The organism is Streptomyces sp. CRN 30 (assembly GCF_034105845.1).
The window spans coordinates 1-19,507 of the sequence record NZ_JAVRHI010000098.1; the positions used below are offsets into that span (position 1 = coordinate 1).

18 protein-coding genes are annotated in these 19,507 nt (G+C 72.4%); 10 read left to right on the forward strand and 8 right to left on the reverse strand.

What is annotated here, in order from left to right; all coding sequences use genetic code 11:
* From UW392_RS09345 to UW392_RS09375, 7 genes are all read right to left on the reverse strand, one after another.
* On the reverse strand, positions 1-576 hold a 576-nt coding region (locus tag UW392_RS09345; protein WP_320774433.1), incomplete at its 3' end, for a TerD family protein.
* 213 nt (positions 577-789) lie between these two features.
* Positions 790-1,779, reverse strand: coding sequence for a zinc-dependent alcohol dehydrogenase family protein (locus tag UW392_RS09350; RefSeq protein ID WP_320774434.1), 990 nt, complete (start codon positions 1,777-1,779; stop codon positions 790-792).
* On the reverse strand, positions 1,776-2,627 hold the full coding sequence (locus UW392_RS09355; protein ID WP_320774435.1) for a carbohydrate ABC transporter permease: 852 nt from the start codon (positions 2,625-2,627) through the stop codon (positions 1,776-1,778). Before UW392_RS09355 ends, UW392_RS09350 begins: the two co-directional genes overlap by 4 nt.
* Entirely contained in the window at positions 2,624-3,565 is a 942-nt protein-coding gene (locus tag UW392_RS09360; protein ID WP_320774436.1) for a sugar ABC transporter permease, read from the reverse strand. Before UW392_RS09360 ends, UW392_RS09355 begins: the two co-directional genes overlap by 4 nt.
* Positions 3,562-4,935, reverse strand: a complete 1,374-nt coding sequence (locus UW392_RS09365; protein WP_320774437.1) for a sugar ABC transporter substrate-binding protein — start codon at positions 4,933-4,935, stop codon at positions 3,562-3,564. The genes UW392_RS09360 and UW392_RS09365 overlap by 4 nt, the downstream gene beginning before the upstream one ends.
* 83 nt (positions 4,936-5,018) lie before the next feature.
* Entirely contained in the window at positions 5,019-5,789 is a 771-nt protein-coding gene (locus tag UW392_RS09370) for a DeoR/GlpR family DNA-binding transcription regulator (protein WP_320774438.1), read from the reverse strand.
* A 310-nt stretch (positions 5,790-6,099) separates the two neighbouring features.
* A complete protein-coding gene (locus tag UW392_RS09375; RefSeq protein WP_320774439.1) occupies positions 6,100-6,918 on the reverse strand; it encodes an NAD(P)-dependent oxidoreductase in 819 nt (272 codons plus the stop codon).
* Positions 6,919-7,074: 156 nt separating this feature from the next.
* Between UW392_RS09375 and UW392_RS09380 the strand changes: the two genes are divergently transcribed.
* Both UW392_RS09380 and UW392_RS09385 read left to right on the forward strand, forming a co-directional pair.
* A complete protein-coding gene (locus UW392_RS09380) occupies positions 7,075-8,034 on the forward strand; it encodes a 5-dehydro-4-deoxyglucarate dehydratase (RefSeq protein ID WP_320774440.1) in 960 nt (319 codons plus the stop codon).
* Positions 8,031-9,197 (forward strand): hypothetical protein, encoded by a 1,167-nt coding sequence (locus tag UW392_RS09385; protein ID WP_320774441.1) that lies wholly within the window; start codon positions 8,031-8,033, stop codon positions 9,195-9,197. The genes UW392_RS09380 and UW392_RS09385 overlap by 4 nt, the downstream gene beginning before the upstream one ends.
* Before the next feature lie 159 nt (positions 9,198-9,356).
* On the opposite strand, the gene UW392_RS09390 is transcribed toward UW392_RS09385, so the two are convergent.
* Positions 9,357-10,547 carry an MFS transporter gene (locus UW392_RS09390; RefSeq protein ID WP_320774442.1) on the reverse strand — a complete coding sequence of 397 codons (1,191 nt, stop codon included), beginning with the start codon at positions 10,545-10,547 and terminating at the stop codon, positions 9,357-9,359.
* A 180-nt stretch (positions 10,548-10,727) separates the two neighbouring features.
* Here UW392_RS09390 and UW392_RS09395 point away from each other — a divergent pair, with 180 nt between their 5' ends.
* The 8 genes from UW392_RS09395 to UW392_RS09430 all read left to right on the forward strand — a co-directional run bounded on the left by UW392_RS09395 (position 10,728) and on the right by UW392_RS09430 (position 19,474).
* Positions 10,728-11,405 carry a GntR family transcriptional regulator gene (locus UW392_RS09395; protein WP_320774443.1) on the forward strand — a complete coding sequence of 226 codons (678 nt, stop codon included), beginning with the start codon at positions 10,728-10,730 and terminating at the stop codon, positions 11,403-11,405.
* The gene (locus tag UW392_RS09400) at positions 11,402-12,310 is read left to right on the forward strand and encodes a dihydrodipicolinate synthase family protein (protein ID WP_320774444.1); all 909 of its coding nucleotides are present in this window, start codon (positions 11,402-11,404) and stop codon (positions 12,308-12,310) included. Before UW392_RS09395 ends, UW392_RS09400 begins: the two co-directional genes overlap by 4 nt.
* Positions 12,307-14,046 (forward strand): L-arabinonate dehydratase, encoded by a 1,740-nt coding sequence (araD, locus tag UW392_RS09405; RefSeq protein WP_320774445.1) that lies wholly within the window; start codon positions 12,307-12,309, stop codon positions 14,044-14,046. The genes UW392_RS09400 and araD overlap by 4 nt, the downstream gene beginning before the upstream one ends.
* 98 nt (positions 14,047-14,144) lie before the next feature.
* Positions 14,145-15,080, forward strand: coding sequence for a sugar ABC transporter permease (locus tag UW392_RS09410; protein ID WP_320774446.1), 936 nt, complete (start codon positions 14,145-14,147; stop codon positions 15,078-15,080).
* The gene (locus UW392_RS09415; protein ID WP_320774447.1) at positions 15,077-15,976 is read left to right on the forward strand and encodes a carbohydrate ABC transporter permease; all 900 of its coding nucleotides are present in this window, start codon (positions 15,077-15,079) and stop codon (positions 15,974-15,976) included. The genes UW392_RS09410 and UW392_RS09415 overlap by 4 nt, the downstream gene beginning before the upstream one ends.
* A complete protein-coding gene (locus tag UW392_RS09420) occupies positions 15,973-17,133 on the forward strand; it encodes a Gfo/Idh/MocA family oxidoreductase (RefSeq protein WP_320774448.1) in 1,161 nt (386 codons plus the stop codon). Before UW392_RS09415 ends, UW392_RS09420 begins: the two co-directional genes overlap by 4 nt.
* Positions 17,130-17,975 (forward strand): PmoA family protein, encoded by an 846-nt coding sequence (locus UW392_RS09425; protein ID WP_320774449.1) that lies wholly within the window; start codon positions 17,130-17,132, stop codon positions 17,973-17,975. Before UW392_RS09420 ends, UW392_RS09425 begins: the two co-directional genes overlap by 4 nt.
* Complete coding sequence (locus UW392_RS09430) at positions 17,972-19,474, forward strand: glycoside hydrolase 43 family protein (RefSeq protein ID WP_320774450.1); 1,503 nt, start codon at positions 17,972-17,974, stop codon at positions 19,472-19,474. The genes UW392_RS09425 and UW392_RS09430 overlap by 4 nt, the downstream gene beginning before the upstream one ends.
* Positions 19,475-19,507: the final 33 nt, after the last annotated feature.

Genomic DNA, 19,507 nt, shown 5'->3' on the forward strand with positions numbered 1-19,507 from the left:
CGGGGCGGCGGGGGCGGTGACCGGCGGGGGCGGCGGCTGGACCGCGGCCGGCGGCGGGGTCACCGGCTGGGCCGGGGCGGCGGGCTCCTCGACCGAGACGCCGAAGTCGGTGGCGATGCCGGCCAGGCCGTTGGCGTAGCCCTGGCCGACGGCGCGGGCCTTCCAGGCGCCGTTGCGCAGGTACACCTCGACGATGACCAGGGCGGTCTCGGCGCCGAGCTGCGGGGGCGTGAAGGTGGCCAGGACGGACGTGTCGTTCGCGTCGCGGATCGTGGCCGTGGGCTCGATGCCCTGGAAGGTCTGGCCGTCCGCGTCCGGGCTGGCGGTGACGACGATCTTCTCGATGCCCGGGGGGACGGCGGTGGTGTCGATCGTGATGGCGTCCGGGGCGGTGCCGCCGCCGGAGCGGTAGGTCACACCGGGGCCGGTGGGCTGGTTGTAGAAGATGAAGTCGTCGTCGGAGCGCACCTTGCCGTCGGCGGTGAGCAGCAGGCCCGATACGTCGAGGCGCACGGGCGCGGCGACGTCCACCGTCACGCGGGCGGCGGACAGGGGGATGTTCGAGCCGGGGGTCATAGCTGTCATGGCTGGTGAACGAGCGAGCCCGCTTTACCGTTCCCTTACCCGGGAACCCCGAACGACCAGGGGGTTCCTCGCCCCCGGGCCCCCTTGTCCTCAAACGCCGGAAGGGCTGAAAGTCAGCCCCTCCGGCGTTTGAGGAGCGGGGGGCCAGGGGGCGGAGCCCCCATGAGGACGGGACGGGAAGGGGAGGCGGGGGCGAGAGTGTTCCTACGGGACCACGACGATCTTGCGGCCCACGCCGGAGGCGAACTGTTCGAGGGCCTCGGGGTAGCGGTCCAGGGGCAGGCGGTCGCTGATGAAGACGTCCGGGTCGAGAACCCCGTTCGCGAACAGCTCCGCCGCGCGTTCGTAGCTGTGCAGCACGGCCATGGACCCCGTGATGGTGATCTCCTGGTTGTAGATCCGGTACGGATCGATCTCCACCCGCGTGGCGTAGTCGGCGACGCCGAACTGGAGGAACGTACCCGCCTTGGCGACCCGGTTCAGACCGTCCTGGATGGCCTTCGCGTTGCCCGTCGCGTCGATGACCAGATCCCAGCCCCGCGGCCGGTCGAGTTCGTCGGGGGTCGCGGCGGACCCCGAGACGCCGAGGGACTTGGCGGTCTCCAGCCGGGCCGGATTGAGGTCGACCATGTCGACACTGGCCGCACCGGTGCGCTTGGCCAGCTCCAGCATCATCAGCCCCATCGTGCCGGAGCCGTAGATCAGCACGTGCGCGCCGAGCCGGGACTGCAGGACGTCGTAGCCGCGGACGGCACAGGAGAGGGGCTCGATGAGGGCCGCGTCCTGGGTGCGGATGTGCTCGGGGAGCTTCACGCAGTTCGCGACGGGCGCGACGGCGTACTGCGCCGCGCCGCCCGCCGTGGTGACGCCGATGGCGGCCCAGCGCTCGCACATGTTGTTGTGGCCGTTACGGCAGTAGCGGCACTCGTAGCAGTACAGGGAGGGGTCGACCGCGACCTGGTCGCCGACCGACACCTCGGTGACCTGGGCGCCGACCCCGACCACCTCGCCGGCGAACTCGTGCCCCGGCACGATCGGCAGCGTGGGCGCGAACTCGCCCTGGAGGATGTGCAGGTCCGTCCCGCACAGGCCGCACGCGGCGACCTGGACGACGACGTCGCGCGGCCCTGGCGTCGGGTCGGGGACCTCGCCGACGACGGCGCGGCCCACGGACTCGATGACGGCGGCCTTCATTTCACGGCTCCCAACGACAGGCCCTGGACCAGTTTGTCCTGGGCGGCGAACCCCGCGGCGAGGACCGGCAGGGAGATGACGAGCGACGCGGCGCACACCTTGGCCAGGAACAGGCCCTGGCTGGTGATGAAGCCGGTCAGGAAGACGGGGGCGGTCTCGGCGACCACACCCGTCAGCACCCGGGCGAAGAGCAGTTCGTTCCAGCTGAAGATGAAGCAGATCAGGGAGGTCGCGGCGATGCCGGGGAGGGCGATCGGGGCGACCACCCGCAGCAGGATCGTCGGCAGCTTCGCGCCGTCCACCCGGGCCGCCTCGATGATCGCGACCGGGACCTCGGCGAGGAAGGACTGCATCATCCACACCGCGATCGGCAGGTTCATCGAGGTGTAGAGGATGACCAGCAGCCAGATGTTGTCCAGCATGTCGGTGTTCTTGGCGAACAGGTAGATGGGGAGGAGACCCGCCACGATCGGCAGCATCTTCGTGGAGAGGAAGAAGAACAGGACGTCCGTCCACTTCCGCACCGGACGGATGGAGAGCGCGTACGCGGCCGGGAGGGCCAGGACGAGGACGAAGAGGGTCGAGGCGACCGACGCCACCACCGAGTTGATCAGCGCAGGCCAGGGGCTCGCGCCGCCGCCCGCGCCGAAGAACTCCCGGTAGCCGTCGAGCGTCAGGGACGCCGCCCACGACGGCGGGTTGGTGGCCGCGTCCGCCTCCGAGTGGAAGGACGTCAGCGCCATCCACGCGATGGGCAGGAAGAAGACGATCCCGGCCAGCCAGGCCACCAGGCCGAGACCGACGCCGCCCTTGCGACGGCGGACCTGTGCAGAGGCCACGGTGCTCATGCGCGGCCCACCTCCTCGCGGAACAGGGACGACACCACGCGCAGGGCGAAGGTCGCGATGATGATCGAACCGATGACGACCAGGACGCCGGCGGCCGAGGCGAGGCCGTTCTCGTGGGCCTGGTAGAAGCTCTGGTAGACGGTGTAGGGCAGGTTGGCGGTGCCCAGGCCGCCGGAGGTGATGGTGAAGACCGCGTCGAAGTTCTGCACGATGTAGATCGAACCCAGCAGGGCGCCCAGTTCCAGGTAGCGGCGCAGGTGCGGCAGGGTGAGGTGGACGAAGATCTGCCAGTCGCCCGCGCCGTCCACCCGGGCCGCCTCGATCTGCTGCTGGTCCCGGGACTGGAGTCCGGCCAGCAGGATCAGCATCATGAACGGCGTCCACTGCCAGACGAGGGACAGCTCCACCGCGATCAGCGGATTGTTGGATATCCAGTCCGGCTGGGGGCCGCCCACGTAGTGCAGCAGGCCGTTGAACAGGCCGTACTCGGGGTTGTAGAGCACGTGCTTCCACAGCAGCGCCGCCGCGACGGGGACGACCAGGAACGGGGCGATCAGCAGCGTGCGGACCACACCCCGGCCCTTGAACCGCCGGTCCAGGAGCAGCGCCAGGCCGAGGCCGAGGACCAGACTGGCGAGGACCACCGCGACGGTCAGCACGACCGTCGTCCACACCGACCTGCGCAGGTCGGCGTCGGTGAGCACCTCCCCGTAGTTGGAGAAGCCGGCGAAGGAGCGGGCGTCCGGGTAGAGCGCGTTCCAGTCGAAGAAGGAGATCACCAGCGTCGCCACGAACGGCAGCTGGGTGACCACGATCATGAAGATCAGGGCGGGGAGCAGCGGGGCCCGGGTGGCCCAGGCGCGCAGCCGCGCGGAGGGCCGGTTCGGCGGGGTGTGGAGCTCTGGTCCGGCCACGGGGGCCGTCGTCGTGGCGGTCATCGTCCCTCGTACTCCTCGGCGATCTCTTCGGCGAGTTCCTGCGACTTCTTCAGGGCCGACTCGACGGACTGGCGTCCGGCGATGGCCGCGCTGATCTCCTGGGAGACCTTGGTGCCGAGATCGGTGAACTCGGGGATGCCGACGAACTGGATGCCGGGCGCGGGCCGCGGCTGCACCCCCGGGTCCTTGGGCCTGGCCTCCTCGATCGCCTCCTTGGTCATGTCCTGGAAGGCGCCGGCCTCTTCCTTGTAGGCCGGGTTCTCGTAGGTGGAGGCCCGCTTGCCGGCCGGGACGTTGGACCAGCCGATCTCGTCGCCGACGAGCTGCTCGTACTCCTTGCTGGAGGCCCAGGAGACGAACTGCCACGCCTTGTCGGGGTTGCGGGACGCCTGCTGGATGCCCCAGGCCCAGGTGTAGAGCCAGCCGGAGGACTCCGTCTTCTCGACGGGAGCGGGGGCGTAGCCGACCTTGCCCTTGACGGGGGAGTCGGCCGCTTCGAGGGAACCGGCCGCCGAGGTGGCGTCGTACCACATGGCGACCTTGCCCTGCGTCATGTTGTTCAGGCACTCGGCGAAACCGGCCTGCGGGGCGCCGGACTCGCCGTGGTCGCGGACCAGGTCGACGTAGAACCTCACCGCCTCCTCGAACTCCGGGGAGTCCAGGCGCGCCTTCCAGTCCTTGTCGAACCAGGTGCCGCCGAAGGTGTTCACCACCGTCGTCAGCGGGGCCATCACCTCGCCCCAGCCGGGCAGGCCGCGCAGGCAGATGCCCTTCATGCCGGACTCGGCGCCGTCGGCCTGCTCGGCGAGTTCGGCGACCTGCTCCCAGGTCGGGTGCGCGGGCATGGTCAGGCCCGCCTTCTCGAAGACGTCCTTGCGGTACATCAGGAAGGAGGACTCGCCGTAGAAGGGCTGGCCGTAGAGCTTGCCGTCCTCGCCGGTGAGGGACTCGCGCATCGGCTTCAGGACGTCCTGCTCGTCGTAGGCGGTGTCCTTCGCGGCGTAGGAGTCCATCTCGCGCAGCCACTCGTTCTTGGCGTAGATGGGTATCTCGTAGTTGGAGAGGGTGGCGACGTCGTACTGGCCGGCCTGGTTGGCGAAGTCCTGGCTGATCTTGTCGCGGACGTCGTTCTCCGGCAGCACGGTGAAGTTCACCTTGATGCCGGTGTCCTCGGTGAAGTGGTCGGCGGTGAGCTTCTGCAACTCGACCATCTGCGGGTTGTTGACCATGAGGACGTTGATGGCGTCGCCGCCGGAGCCGGCTCCGCCCGCCCCGACCCAGCAGCCGGAGAGCAGCGGGGCGGCGAGCAGCGTCCCTGCGGCGGCCATGGCGAGTGCGCCTCGCGGCCTCCGTCGGCTCTGGGTTCGCATGGATCGCTCCTGAACATATGGGGAGGTAATGGGCGATATGAGGGTGTGGTCGTCCCACGCGGGGAGGCGCGGGACGGGGTCGGTCAGACGCGGATGACCTGAGGGCCGAGCAGCGAGTAGCGATGCGCCTCGGCGGCGGGCAGCAGGGTGCTGGTCACGATCGCCTCCAGGGAGCCGATCTCCGCGAACCGGCAGAAGCTGACCGCCCCGAACTTGGTGTGCGTGCCCGCGAACACCGTGCGCCGGGCGGCCCGCACGGCCTGCGCCTTCACCTCGCTGACCGCCGGGTCGGGCGTGGTCAGGCCGTGTTCGCGGGAGATGCCGTTGGCGCCGATGAAGGCGAGGTCGATGACGAATCCGGCCAGCATCTTGGTGGTCCAGTGGTCGACGGTGGCGAGCGTGCCCGACCGGACCCGGCCGCCGAGCAGCAGCACGGAGACACCGTCGGACTCGGCGAGCGCGCCGGCCACCGGGAGGGAGGCGGTGACCACGGTCAGCGGCCGGCCGCGGGGGAGGGCCTCGGCGATGAGCTGCGGGGTGAACCCCTCGTCGACGAAGACCGTTTCGGCGTCCCCGAGCAGTTCGGCCGCCGCGGCGGCGACCCGGCGCTTCTCGGGCACGTGGCTGGTGGCGCGGAAGGCGAGCGTCGTCTCGAACCCGGCGCTCTCCACGGGGTAGGCGCCGCCGTGGGTGCGGCGGACCAGTCCGTGGTCCTCCAGGGCGCGCAGGTCCCGGCGTACGGTCTCCTTGGCCACGCCCAGTGTGGCGGCGAGCACGGTGACGTCGACGGAACCGGAGGCACGGGCGGCCCGGACGATCTCCCGCTGGCGCTCTTCCGCCGTTCTTGTGCCCATGCCACACCTGCCTCACGCGCGCCGTTGCCCGTTCGGGCCCCGCAGGACCCTTGGGGAGAGTTCTACCCGCGGTACGCGGCGCTGACCAGGTCTGTTGCGGAGCCGATGATGCCCGTTTGTGCCCGTTCCGGTCGGCCGGGGACCGTCGTGGACCAGGGTCGCAGCCCGCGCGGGCGTCTGATCGGGCAGCGCGGATGCCCGAACGGGGAAGAGGACGGGCCCGAACGCTGCCCGTCCTCTGTCAAGTGGCTGTGCTTTTTGGTCAGTACGGCGGTCAGTACGGCGGTCAGTGCGGCGGTCAGTGCGGCGGTCAGTACGGCCAGATCGGCGGGTCGGTGACGAAGTGGCCGCCGAGGCGGGCGTGTGCCGGGTTGTCCGCCTCCAGTTCGCCCTGCTCGGCGATGAGCTTCTCGGCGTACTGCTCCGAGTCGTCGCACGGTTCGTAGCCCAGCGCCCGCGCGGTGCTCAGGTCCCACCACAGCCGGGTGTTGGCGGAGGAGCCGTAGACGACGGTGTGGCCGACGTCCTCGGCGGTCAGGGCGGCGTGGAAGAGGCGGGCGCCGTCGGCCGGGCTCATCCACACCGACAGCATCCGCACGCTGGTGGGTTCGGGGAAGCAGGACCCGATGCGGACGGAGACGGTCTCGATGCCGTGCTTGTCCCAGTAGAACTGGGCGAGGTCCTCGCCGAAGGACTTGGACAGGCCGTAGAAGGTGTCCGGGCGGCGCGGGGTGTCGATGGGGATGAGGGGGTCGTCGCCCCGGGGACGCGGGGTCCAGCCGACGGCGTGGTTGGAGGAGGCGAAGACGATCCGGCTCACGCCCTCCTCGCGGGCGGCCTCGTAGACGTTGTACGTGCCCTCGATGTTGGCCTTCAGGATCTTCTCGAAGGGGGCTTCCAGGGAGATGCCCGCGAGGTGGATGATCGCGTCGACACCGCGGACCGCCTCCCGTACGGCGGCCCGGTCGGCGAGGTCGGCGGTGACGGCGTCCGGTCCGCCCGCCGCGTCCTCGACGGGGCGCAGGTCGAACAGGCGGAGGTCGTAGCCGAAGGCGGGGAGCAGGTTCCGCATCAGGGTACCGAGGCCGCCGGCGGCGCCGGTGAGAAGGACGGTGCGGGGAGCGGGCATCCTCGGATCTCCTTGGGTCCACATGCGCGTACGGCATTCACAAGCGTGGGAACGCTACGGACGGGCGTCGTTCCCCGTCAAGGGCCGCGCGCTTGACCGGTGTTCAGGGGCGCCTTAGCGTGAGCCCGTTCAGAGATGTAGACGCCGATCATACATATGGAATCGGGAGAGCCCGTGACGACAGCCCCTCTCGCCGCTCGACTCACCGCCCCTCGCGGGCCGCTGTTCTTCCCCGTCACCGCGTACGGCCCGGACGGCGAGCTCGATCTCGACGTCTACCGTGCCCATGTGCGCCAGGGGGTGGAGGACGGCGCGGCCGCCGTGTTCGCGTGCTGCGGCACCGGCGAGTTCCACGCGCTCACGCCCGAGGAGTTCCAGGACTGCGTGCGGACGGCGGTCGAGGCCACGGCGGGGCGCGTCCCGGTCGTGGCGGGCGCCGGCTACGGCACCGCCCTGGCCGTCCGGTACGCGCGCCTCGCCGCGGCGGCCGGCGCCGACGGACTGCTCGCCATGCCGCCGTACCTCGTCGTCGCCGGGGAGGAGGGGCTGCTGCGGCACTACCGGGAGGTGGCCGCCGCGACGCCCCTGCCCGTCGTCGTCTACCAGCGCGACAACGTCGTCCTCACCCCCCGCGCGGTGGTCGAACTCGCCCGCACCGACGGGATCATCGGCCTCAAGGACGGCCTCGGCGACCTGGACCTGATGCAGCGCATCGTCAGCGCGGTCCGCGGCGAGAGCGGCGGTGACTTCCTCTACTTCAACGGGCTGCCGACCGCCGAGCAGACCCAGCTCGCCTACCGCGGGCTCGGCGTCACGCTGTACTCCTCCGCCGCGTTCTGCTTCGCGCCCGCCGTCGCCGTCGCCTTCCACCGGGCGCTCGCCACCGGCGACGACGGGACCGCGCACCGGCTCCTCGACGGCTTCTACCGGCCCTTCACCGAACTGCGCGCCCAGGGCCGCGGGTACGCCGTCTCCCTGGTCAAGGCCGGGGTACGGCTGCGCGGTCTGGACGTCGGCGAGGTGCGGCCCCCGCTGCACGAGCCGTCCGGGGACCATGTGAAACAGCTCGCCGACGTGATCGCGCGCGGGCACGCGCTGCTGGAGGAGGCACGGTGAAGGCATCGGCGTTCGTCTACCCCTGGGACATCGACGGCGACCCGCGCGCGGCCGAGACCGTCGCGTCGCTCGGCGTGGCGCAGGTGACCCTCGCGGCCGCCTACCACTCCACGCGCGCGCTGACGCCCCGCCATCCGCGCCACCGGGTCGTCACCGCCGAGTACGCGGCCGTGCTCTATCCGCCGGACGGGCGGTGGGACGGGCGGGACATCCGGCCGTACCCGGCGGGGGACTGGGCGCCCGGGGACGCCTACGGACGGGCCGCCGGGGCGCTCGCGGACGCGGGTCTGGAGGTGCACACCTGGGTGGTGCTCGCCCACAACTCGCGGCTCGGCGCCGAGCGGCCGGAGACCTCCGTCGTCAACGCGTACGGGGACCGGTATCCGTGGGCGCCGTGCATCGCGCGAGCCGCCACGCGCGCGTACCTCGTCGCGCTGGCCGCCGAGGCGGCGGTGCGGCCGGGGGCGCGCGGGACCGAGCTGGAGTCGCTCGGGTGGTACGGGCTGGCGCACCTGCACGCCCACGACAAGACGGCCGGGGTGGGGCTCGGGGACGCCGGGCAGTACCTGATGTCGCTGTGCTTCTGCGCCGACTGCCGTACGGGGTACGCGGCCCAGGGGCTGGACGGCGACCGGCTGGCCGGTGCGGTGCGGGAGGCGCTGGAACCGGTGTGGCGGGGGGAGGTGCCGTCCGGCGGAGGCTGGGCGGGGGTGGAGAAGCTGCTCGGCGAGGAGACGGCGGGCGCCACGCGCGCGTGGCGGGACGGCACGGCCCGGTCCCTCCAGGAGGAGGCGGTGGGGGCGGTGCGGGCGGCCGCGCCGGAGGGGTTCCAGGTACTGCTGCACGCGGATCCCGTCTCGTACCACTGCGGGGCGAACGCCGGTGTCGATCCGGCGCACATCCTGTCCGTCGCGGACGGGGTGGTCGTGCCCTGCACGGGGGGTGCGGAGCCGGTGGCTCCGTTCGCCGGGCGGGGGCGGGAGGGTGCGGTGATCGCCGCGAACTTCACGGTGGTCGGCGGCATGGGAGGCAGCCCGGGGACGCTCGCAGGGGACCTGGAGCGGGCCCGGGACCTGGGGGCGACGGAAGTGCGGCTGTATCACGCCGGGCTGGCGTCGGACGGGGATCTGGAGCTGGTACGGAAGGGGCTGGGCGCCGGCTGAGGGGACGGATGGGGGCTGGGCGCCGGCTGAGGGGACCGGATTCAGGTGACCCGGCACAGCGGGGTGCCTCCGCCGGAGGAGGTACCCACAGCGCCCACCCGTGCCGCCCCCGGCGGCAGACTGCCTGCGGGCTGCGGCTGCTCGGCCGGTGGACGTCGGCTACGGGCGGGGTGTCCGGGGTCCGGCCGTCGCCGTCGCCGTCGTCAGCAGGACGGCTCCCAGTGCGGGGAGCAGGAGCGGGAGGGGGACCACGGTCACCAGGGCCGTGCCCGCCGCCAGGCCCAGGACGTTCGGGGCGTACACCAGCGTGCCCGTCGTCGACGAGACGCGGCCCAGGAGGGCGGCCGGGGTCTCGCGCTGCACCGTCGTCAGCGTGGCTGTCAGGACGGCCGGGAGCCCCGCTCCGATCGCCGCGCTCGCCGCCAGGACCACCGGCTCGGACGGCACCGCCCGTACCGTCACCGCCGCCCCGAACAGGGCGATCCCGTACGCCGCGAAGCGTCGCGCGCCCAGGCGCCGCAGGGCCGGACCGGCGAGCAGGCCGACGGCCACCGAACCGGCGCCCTGCGCGGCGTACAGCACACCGGCGTACGCGGCGGGACGGCCGAGCGCGTCGGTGACGGCGTACACCGCGGGGCCGCCGGCCCCCGCGCACAGCATCGTCACGCCGCCGGCGAGCACCAGCGGGCGCAGCCGGGGGTGGGAGCGGACGAAACGGACGCCCTCGGCCGCGCGCCGCCGCCGGTTCCCGACCGGGCGCTCCGGCGCCGGCTCCCGGACCCGCAGCGCCGCGAACAACCCCGCGGCCAGCACGAACGTGGCCGCGTCCAGCAGCGCCACCGCCGCCCCGCCGTACGCCGCGTACAGCCCCGCGCCCGTCAGCGGGGCCACCAGCTTCATGCCCTCGTTCACGGTCGTGCGCAGACCGCCCAAGTCGCCGAGCAGCCGCCGGTCCACGGCTGCGGCGACGAGCGCCGCCTCCGCCGCGTCGGCGGTCACACCGGCCGCGCCGTACACCGCCAGCAGCAGGAACAGCAGCCACAGGCGGCCCGCCGAGTCCACGGCGAGGAGAGCCGGGAGCACGGCGGCCAGCGACAGGTTGACGCCGATCAGCAGCGGCTTGCGGCGGACCCGGTCCGCCGGCATCCCCAGGGCCGGACCGGCGAGCGTCGGTGCCCACAGGGCCAGCAGGCACAGGCCCGCAAGGCCGTCCGAACCCGTCAGGTCCTTCACCCACACCCCGGACGCCAGCCACAGCGCCGAGGTCCCGAAGCCGGACACCACCACCCCGGCCAGATAGAACCGCGCGTTCCGGTCACGGAGCACCCGCACCGTCGTCCATGTCGTCATGCCTGGTCATCGTGGGACTAAGGCCCCGGCCCCGGCATCGGGCACCCGCCCTGTCTCCGGAGCCCGAGCAAACCGGCTCTGTCAGAAGCATTGACGGGGCACCGCGCCCCTCCTACCTTCAACGCGTCGTACTCCGTACGTCATATATGAGACGCGATACGCGATATCCGAGAGGCGCACATGACCTCTGTGCCCACCCCGATCCCCTCCCGCACGCAGTACGTGCTCCAGGAGATCAAACGCCGCATCCTCACCGGACGGCTGACGCCCGGTCAGGCCCTGGTCGAGACCGAACTCGCCGCACAGTTCGGGGTCTCCAAGACCCCGGTGCGCGAGGCGCTCAAGACCCTGGCCGGCACCGGACTGGTCAGGATGAGCCAGTACAAGGGCGTCACGGTGCGCATGGTCGACGCGGACATGGCACGCGAGGTCTACGACGTGCGGCTGCTCCTGGAGCCGGAGGCCCTCCGGCGTGCCGTGCGGCGCGGCGCCTCCCTCGACGCCGCCCGGTCCGCCCTCACCCGGGCCGACCGGGCCGCGGACACCGCCGAACGGTCCCTCGCCAACCGGGAGTTCCATCGCGCGCTGTATCTGCCCTGCGGCAACCCGCTGCTGGGCCGGATGCTCGACGAGGTCCGCGACCAGGCGGCCCTCGTCTCCGCGGTCGCCTGGGCCGCCGACCCCTCCTGGGACCGGGAGGCCGGCGAGCACCAGGAGATCCTGCGCCTCGCCCTCGCCGGCGACGCGGACGGCGCCGCACGCGCCCTCCACGCGCACATCGCGTCCTTCGTCGAGCGGGCCTTCCCGGCGGCCGAACACGAGCCGGGACAGGCCCAGGAAGAGGACGGTCAGGCATGACAACGACGTTCGAGACCCAGCGGGCGGCCCTGGCCGACGTGGTGGCGATCCCGGTGACACCGTTCGCCGCGGACGGCTCCGTCGACCCCGCCACGTACCGGGCCCTGCTGCGTCGCCTGCTCGACGCCGGTATCACCACCCTCACGCCCAACGGCAACACCGGCGAGTTCTACGCCCTCACCCCGGCCGAGCGCCGCCAGGTCACCGAGCTGACCGTCGAGGAGGCCGGCGACCGCGCGGACATCCTCGTCGGCGTCGGCCACGACGTGCCCACCGCCGTCGCCTCCGCCCGGCACGCCCGCGACACCGGCGCCCGGATGGTGATGGTCCACCAGCCCGTCCACCCCTACGTCTCCCAGGCCGGCTGGGTCGACTACCACCGCGCGATCGCCGAGGCCGTGCCCGAGCTGGGCGTCGTGCCCTACGTCCGCAACCCGCAGCTCGCCGGGGCGCGCCTGGCCGAGCTGGCCGACACCTGCCCCAACGTCATCGGCGTGAAGTACGCCGTGCCGGACGCGGCGAAGTTCGCGGGCTTCGCCCGGGACGCGGGACTGGAGCGCTTCGTCTGGGTGGCGGGCCTCGCCGAGCCGTACGCCCCCTCGTACTTCTCCGCGGGTGCCACCGGCTTCACCTCGGGGCTGGTGAACGTCGCCCCGGCCGTCTCGCTGAACATGATCGAAGCGCTTCGGTCGGGTGACTTCACGGCCGCCATGAAGGTCTGGGAGCAGATCCGCCGCTTCGAGGAACTGCGCGCCGCCAACGGTTCCGCCGACAACGTCACCGTCGTCAAGGAGGCCCTCGCCTCCCTCGGCCTGTGCCGCCGCGAGGTCCGCCCGCCCAGCAGACCGCTGCCTCAGAGCGAGCGCGCCGAGGTCGCCGCCATCGCCGCGGGGTGGTCCGTGTGAACCAGCCCCACGAGGCGAAGCAGCCCCACCAGCTCCGCAGCCACCAGTGGTACGGCACCGACGGCCTGCGCTCCTTCAGCCACCGCGCCCGCACCCGCCAGCTCGGCTACCTGCCCGAGGAGCACCTCGGCAAGCCCGTCATCGCGATCCTCAACACCTGGTCCGACATCAATCCCTGTCATGTGCACCTCCGTGACCGTGCCCAGGCGGTCAAGCGCGGGGTGTGGCAGGCGGGCGGCTTCCCCCTGGAGTTCCCGGTCTCCACGCTCAGCGAGACCTTCCAGAAGCCGACCCCGATGCTCTACCGGAACATGCTCGCCATGGAGACCGAGGAACTGCTGCGGTCCTACCCGGTGGACGGCGCCGTGCTGATGGGCGGCTGCGACAAGTCCACGCCCGCGCTGCTCATGGGCGCCGCCTCCGTCGACCTGCCGGCCGTGTTCGTGCCCGCCGGGCCCATGCTCCCCGGGCACTGGCGCAACGAGGTCCTCGGCTCCGGCACCGACATGTGGAAGTACTGGGACGACCGGCGGGCCGGGCTCATCGGCGACTGCGAGATGCAGGAGCTGGAGAGCGGCCTGGCCCGTTCGCCCGGCCACTGCATGACGATGGGCACCGCCTCCACCCTGACCGCCGCCGCCGAGGCGCTCGGCGTCACCGTGCCGGGCGCGTCCAGCATCCCCGCCGTCGACTCCGGGCACGACCGGATGGCCGCCGCGGCCGGACTGCGCGTCGTCGACCTCGTCCACCGCGACCGCCGGCTGAGCGAGATCCTCACCGCGGACGCCTTCGAGGACGCCGTCACCACCGTCCTCGGGCTCGGCGGCTCCACCAACGCGGTCATCCACCTGATCGCCATGGCCGGCCGCGCGGGCGTCCGCCTCACCCTGGACGACTTCGACCGCATCGCCCGCACGGTCCCGGTGCTGGCGAACGTACGGCCCGGCGGACAGACGTACCTGATGGAGGACTTCCACTTCGCCGGCGGGCTGCCCGGGTTCCTCTCCCGCATCACCGACCTGCTCCACCTGGAGAGGCCCACGGTCTCCTTCGACACGCTGCGCGAACAGCTCGACGGCGCGCTCGTCCACGACGACGACGTCATCCGGCCCCGCGACAACCCGGTCGCGGCCGAGGGCGGGGTGGCCGTGCTGCGCGGCAACCTCTGTCCCGACGGCGCCGTCATCAAGCACATCGCCGCCGAACCGCACCTGCTCAAGCACACCGGCCGCGCCGTCGTCTTCGACGACTACAGGGCCATGCAGCGCACCATCAACGACCCGGAGCTGGGCATCACCGCCGACACCGTCCTGGTGCTGCGCAACGCCGGACCCAAGGGCGGCCCCGGGATGCCCGAGTACGGCATGCTCCCGATCCCCGACCACCTGCTCAAGCAGGGCGTGCGGGACATGGTGCGGATCTCCGACGCCCGGATGAGCGGCACCAGTTACGGCGCCTGCGTACTGCACGTCGCGCCCGAGTCGTACATCGGCGGTCCGCTCGCCCTGGTCCGCACCGGCGACACGATCAGCCTCGACGTCGCCGCCCGCACCCTCACCCTCGACGTGGACGACGCCGAGCTGGAACGGCGCCGGGCCGCGTGGACCCCGCCGCCCGAGCGGTACGAGCGGGGCTACGGCGCGCTCTACAACGAACAGATCACCCAGGCCGACACCGGCTGCGACTTCGAGTTCCTGGCCCGGCCGGGCCAGGTGCAGGACCCGTACGCGGGCTGACACCCCCCCGACGGAGAAAAGACCGCCGCACACCCCTGCACATGCAGAAAGCGCTTCCTGTACGACACACGCACGACGTACCAGAACGGAGAACAGTCATGGCCCAAGCCGCAGCCGTGGCGAAACCGCCCGCGCCACCCCGGCGACGCCGTGCCTCCGCCACGCCGCGCAGGCTCCCGTACCTGCTGATCGCCCCGGCGGGTCTGCTGATGCTGGGCTTCATCGCCTACCCGGTCATCAGCGTCTTCTACTACAGCCTGCAGGAGTACAACCCCACCAAGCCGTGGCGGAACGGCTACGCGGGCTTCGACAACTTCGTCAAGATCTTCACCGACGACCCGGCCTTCTGGGACACCCTCGTCTTCAGCGCCAAGTGGGTCTTCGTCGAGGTCGGACTGCAACTGCTCTTCGGACTCGCGCTGGCCCTGATCGTCAACCAGACCTTCGTCGGCCGGGGTCTGGGCCGCGCCCTGGTCTTCTCGCCCTGGGCCGTCTCCGGCGTGCTGACCTCCGCGATCTGGGTGCTGCTCTACAACTCCCAGACCGGCATCACCCGCTACCTCGCCGACATGGGCATCGGCTCCTACGGCACCAGCTGGCTCTCGGACACCTCGACGGTCTTCCCGGCGGCGATCGTCGCCGACCTCTGGCGCGGCGTGCCCTTCTTCGCGATCCTCATCCTCGCCGACCTCCAGTCCGTCTCCAAGGACCTCTACGAGGCCGCCGAGGTCGACGGGGCGAGCCGGATCAAGCAGTTCTGGCACATCACGCTGCCGCACCTGAAGGACGCGATCATCCTCTCCACGCTGCTGCGCGCGGTGTGGGAGTTCAACAACGTCGACCTGCTCTACACCCTCACCGGCGGCGGACCGGCGGGCGAGACCACGACCCTGCCGCTCTACATCGCCAACACCTCCGTCGACGCCCACGACTTCGGCTACGCGTCCGCCCTGACCACGGTCGCGTTCGTGATCCTGCTCTTCTGCTCGATGGTCTATCTGCGGCTCAGCAAGTTCGGAGGCGAGAGCAAATGATCACCAAGGAGGCCACCGCGGCCGCGCCCGCCCCCGCGCGGGCCGTCCCGTCCCCGCCCGGCCCGGCGAAGAAGAACCGCCCCGCCTGGGACGAGGTCCCCCGCTGGCAGATCTACCTCCCGCTCGGCGTCTACCTCGTCTTCACCGTCATCCCCTTCTACTGGATACTCCTGTTCTCCCTGCGCCCGGCCGGCTCGACCTCGCTGGTGCCCTGGCCGATGACGTTCGACCACTTCGAGAAGGTCTGGACGGAACGCAGCTTCGGCACCTACTTCGGCAACAGCGTCCTCGTCGGCGTCGCCACCCTGGTGATGACCACGCTCGTCGCGCTGGCCGGCGGCTACGCCCTCGCCCGGTTCGACTTCAAGGTCAAGCGCGTGTTCATGCTGGCGCTGCTCTGCTCCCAGTTCGTGCCGGGCGCGCTGCTCCTTGTCCCGCTCTTCGAGATCTTCGCCGAGCTGAAGATGATCAACTCGCTGGGCAGCGTCATCATCGCCGAGACGGTCTTCCAGCTGCCGCTGTCGATGATCCTGATCAGCAACTTCATCAAGAACGTGCCGTACTCCCTGGAGGAGGCCGCCTGGGTCGACGGCTGCGGCCGGATGAAGGCGTTCCGGATCGTCGTACTGCCGCTGCTGCGGCCGGGCATCATCGCCGTCGGCTCCTTCGCCTTCGTGCACTCCTGGAACCACTTCCTGTTCGCCCTGATGTTCCTCAACAACCAGTCCAAGCAGACCATCCCGGTCGGCCTGAACACCCTGATGAGCGCGGACAGCGTCGACCTCGGCGCGCTCGCCGCGGGCGGCATCATCGCCGCCGTCCCCGTGGTGATCGTCTTCGCCTTCATCCAGAAGTGGCTGATCACCGGCTTCAGCGCGGGGGCGGTGAAGGGGTGAGCGCGCCTGTCCCCGTCGTCCTCGCCGGCGCCCGCGGGCACGGCCGCTGGCACGTCGCCAACCTCCGCCGCCTGGAGCGGACCGGCCTGGTCCGCCTCGCCGGGATCTGCGAACTGAATGCCCTCGACGAGCAGGAGGCCCAGGGCCCGGTGCCCGAGCAGTCCGCCGACCTCGGCGCCCTCCTCGACACCACCGGCGCCCGGATCGCCGTGATCTGCACGCCGATCCCGACCCACACCGACCTGGCGCTGACCGCCGCCCGCCGCGGCGCGCACCTGCTCCTGGAGAAGCCCCCGGCACCGTCGTACGCCGAGTTCCGGCGGATGGCCGACGGGGTCGCGGCGGCGGGCACCGCCTGCCAGATCGGGTTCCAGTCGCTGGGCTCGCACGCCGTGCCGGCCGTCCTCGGCCTGGTCGCCGAGGGCGCGATCGGGGACGTCACCGGCGTCGGCGGGGCCGGCGCCTGGGTCCGCGACGAGGCGTACTTCCGCCGCTCGCCCTGGGCGGGCCGGCGCCGCATGGACGGCACCGACGTCGTCGACGGGGCGCTCACCAACCCCCTCGCCCACGCCGTCGCCACCGCCCTCGCCCTCGGCGGCGCCACCCGCGCCGAGGACGTCACCGGCATCGAGACCGAACTGGCCCGCGCCAACGACATCGAGGCCGACGACACCTCCTGCGTCCGGATCACCACCGCGGCCGGGCGGCGGATCACCGTCGCCGCGACCCTCTGCGCCGAGCGGGCCGCCGAACCGTACGTCCTGGTGCACGGCACCCGCGGCCGGATCACCTTCTGGTACAAGCAGGACCGCGTCCTGCTCCAGCGCGCGGGGCACGGTCCCGAGGAGTTCGAGCACGGCCGCACCGACCTGCTGGAGAACCTGGTCGCACACGTGAGCGACGGCACCGGACTGCTCGTCCCGCCCGAGGCGACCGGCGCCTTCATGCGGGTCGTGGAGGCGATCCGCCGCGCCCCCGACCCGGCGGCCCTGCCCGAGGCGGCCTGGCACCGGATCGACGCCGAGCGGCGCCGGGTCGTCCCCGGCGTCGACCGGCTCGTCGAGGCCGCCGCCGGCACCCTCTCCCTCTACTCCGAGCTGGGCGCCCCCTGGGCCCCCGCCACCCGGCACTCCCAGGAAGGGGCGATCACCCGATGACCGGCACCGACTCCCCGGTCCTGCGCGTGGCCGGCCGCCCCGTCGGCCGCTACGTCGTCCGGCCCGAGCTGCCCGCCCGGTCCTCCCCGCGCCCCTACCTGCACCCCGTCACCACCCTGGCCGGCACCGCGGTGACCGAGTTCTCGCCCGCCGACCACACCCACCACCTCGGCGTCGGTGTCGCCGTTCCCGACGTCGAGGGGCACAACTTCTGGGGCGGGCGCACCTACGTCCGCGACCGGGGCCCGACCGAGCTGGACAACCACGGCACGCAGCGGCACACCGCGTTCCCGCTCCGCGACCCCGACGGGTTCGTGGAGGAGCTGCGCTGGGTCGCCGCCGGGTCCGAACTCCTGCGCGAGCGCCGTACGGTCGCGGCCACCGCGCTCACCGACCGGGCCTGGGCGCTGGACTTCACCTTCTCGCTCACCAACGTCACCGCCGGGCCGCTCACCATCGGCAGCCCCGCCACCAACGGCCGTCCCGGCGCGGCCTACGGCGGTTTCTTCTGGCGGGCCCGCAAGGAGGCGAAGGCACCGGACGTCCTCACCCCGGACGCCGAGGGCGAGGCGGCCGTGCACGGCTCCCGCGCCGACTGGCTCGCGCTGGTCGGCACCGGCTGGTCGCTGGTGTTCGCGGGGGCCACCGGACGGACCCGCGAGGACCCCTGGTTCGTCCGCACCGAGGAGTACCCCGGCGTCGGCTCCTCCCTCGCCCACGACACCCGGCTGGCGGTGGCCCCGGGCGACACGGTGGTCCGCCGGATCGTCACCGTCGTCGCCGACGGCCGCCTCGACGCGCCCGGCGCCGCCGCCCTCGTACGGAAGGCGGTCAGCCCGTGAGCACCTACCGCAACCCCGTCCTGAACGCCGACTGGTCGGATCCGGACGTCGTCCGCGTCGGCGACGACTTCTACCTGACCGCGTCCAGCTTCGGCCGCGCCCCCGGCCTGCCGGTCCTGCACTCGCGCAACCTGGTCGACTGGACCCTCGTCGGCCACGCCCTGGACCGCCTCGAACCCGCCGCCGTCTTCACCGCGCCCCGGCACGACTGCGGTGTCTGGGCCCCCGCGATCCGCCACCACGACGGCCGCCTCTGGATCTTCTGGGGCGACCCCGACCGGGGGATCTTCCAGGTCAACGCCCCCGGTGCCGAGGGCCCGTGGACCCGCCCGCACCTGGTCAAGGAGGGCAGGGGACTGATCGACCCGTGCCCCCTGTGGGACGAGGACAGCGGCGAGGCGTACCTCGTGCACGCCTGGGCCAGATCCCGCTCCGGCATAAAGAACCGGCTCACCGGCCACCGGATGCGCCCCGACGGCACCGGTCTCCTCGACGAGGGCAAGGTCATCGTCGACGCCGACCGCGTCCCCGGCTGGTTCACCCTGGAGGGCCCCAAGCTCTACCGGCACGACGGCTGGTACTGGATCTTCGCGCCCGCCGGGGGAGTGGAGACCGGCTGGCAGGGCGCGTTCCGCTCCCGCGACTTCTTCGGACCCTACGAGGAACGGGTCGTCCTGGAGCAGAAGGACACCGACGTCAACGGTCCCCACCAGGGCGGCTGGGTGCGCACCGCGGCCGGCGAGGACTGGTTCCTGCACTTCCAGCAGCGCGGCGCGTACGGCCGGGTCGTGCACCTCCAGCCGATGCGGTGGGAGCCCGGCGGGTGGCCGGTCCTCGGGGACGACGGCGCCCCCGTCGCCGAGCACCCGCTCCCCGCCCTGCCGCTCCAGGCGCCCGCCGCGCCCGCGCGGGACGACGACTTCCCCGGCGGCCGGTTCGGCCCCCAGTGGTCGTGGACCGCCAACCCCGGCGAGGGGTGGACGCTCCCGCACCCCGGGGACGGCCTGCGGCTCGCGTGCGTCCGCTCGGCCGACGCGCACGACCTGCGCAAGGTGCCGCACGTCCTCACCCAGCGGTTCCCCGGCGACCCGGGCACCGTGGAGGTGGAGCTGCGCCTCGACAGCGAGGAGCCCGGGGCACGGGCCGGCCTGGCGGTGCTCGGCGACGCGTTCAGCTGGATCGGACTCCAGCGCGGCGCGGACGGCGCGGTGCACCTCGTCCACCGGTACGCCGAGTCGGTGGCGGAGGCCGAACGGGACGCCGCCCACGCCCGGCCCGCGCCGGACGGCCGGGTACGGCTGCGGATCGAGGCCGGCCCGTACGCCCGCTGCCGCTTCGGCTACGACACCGGCGACGGGTTCCGGCCCTCGGGCCAGGTCTTCGCCGCCACGCCGTGGCGCTGGGTCGGCGCCCTGCTCGGCCTGTTCGCGCTCGCGCCCGCCGGGACGGGGGACGCGGGGACCGCCGCCTTCACGCGGTTCCGGATCAGCACGCCCTGACACCCGCGCCCACCGAACTCCCCCCACGTGTTC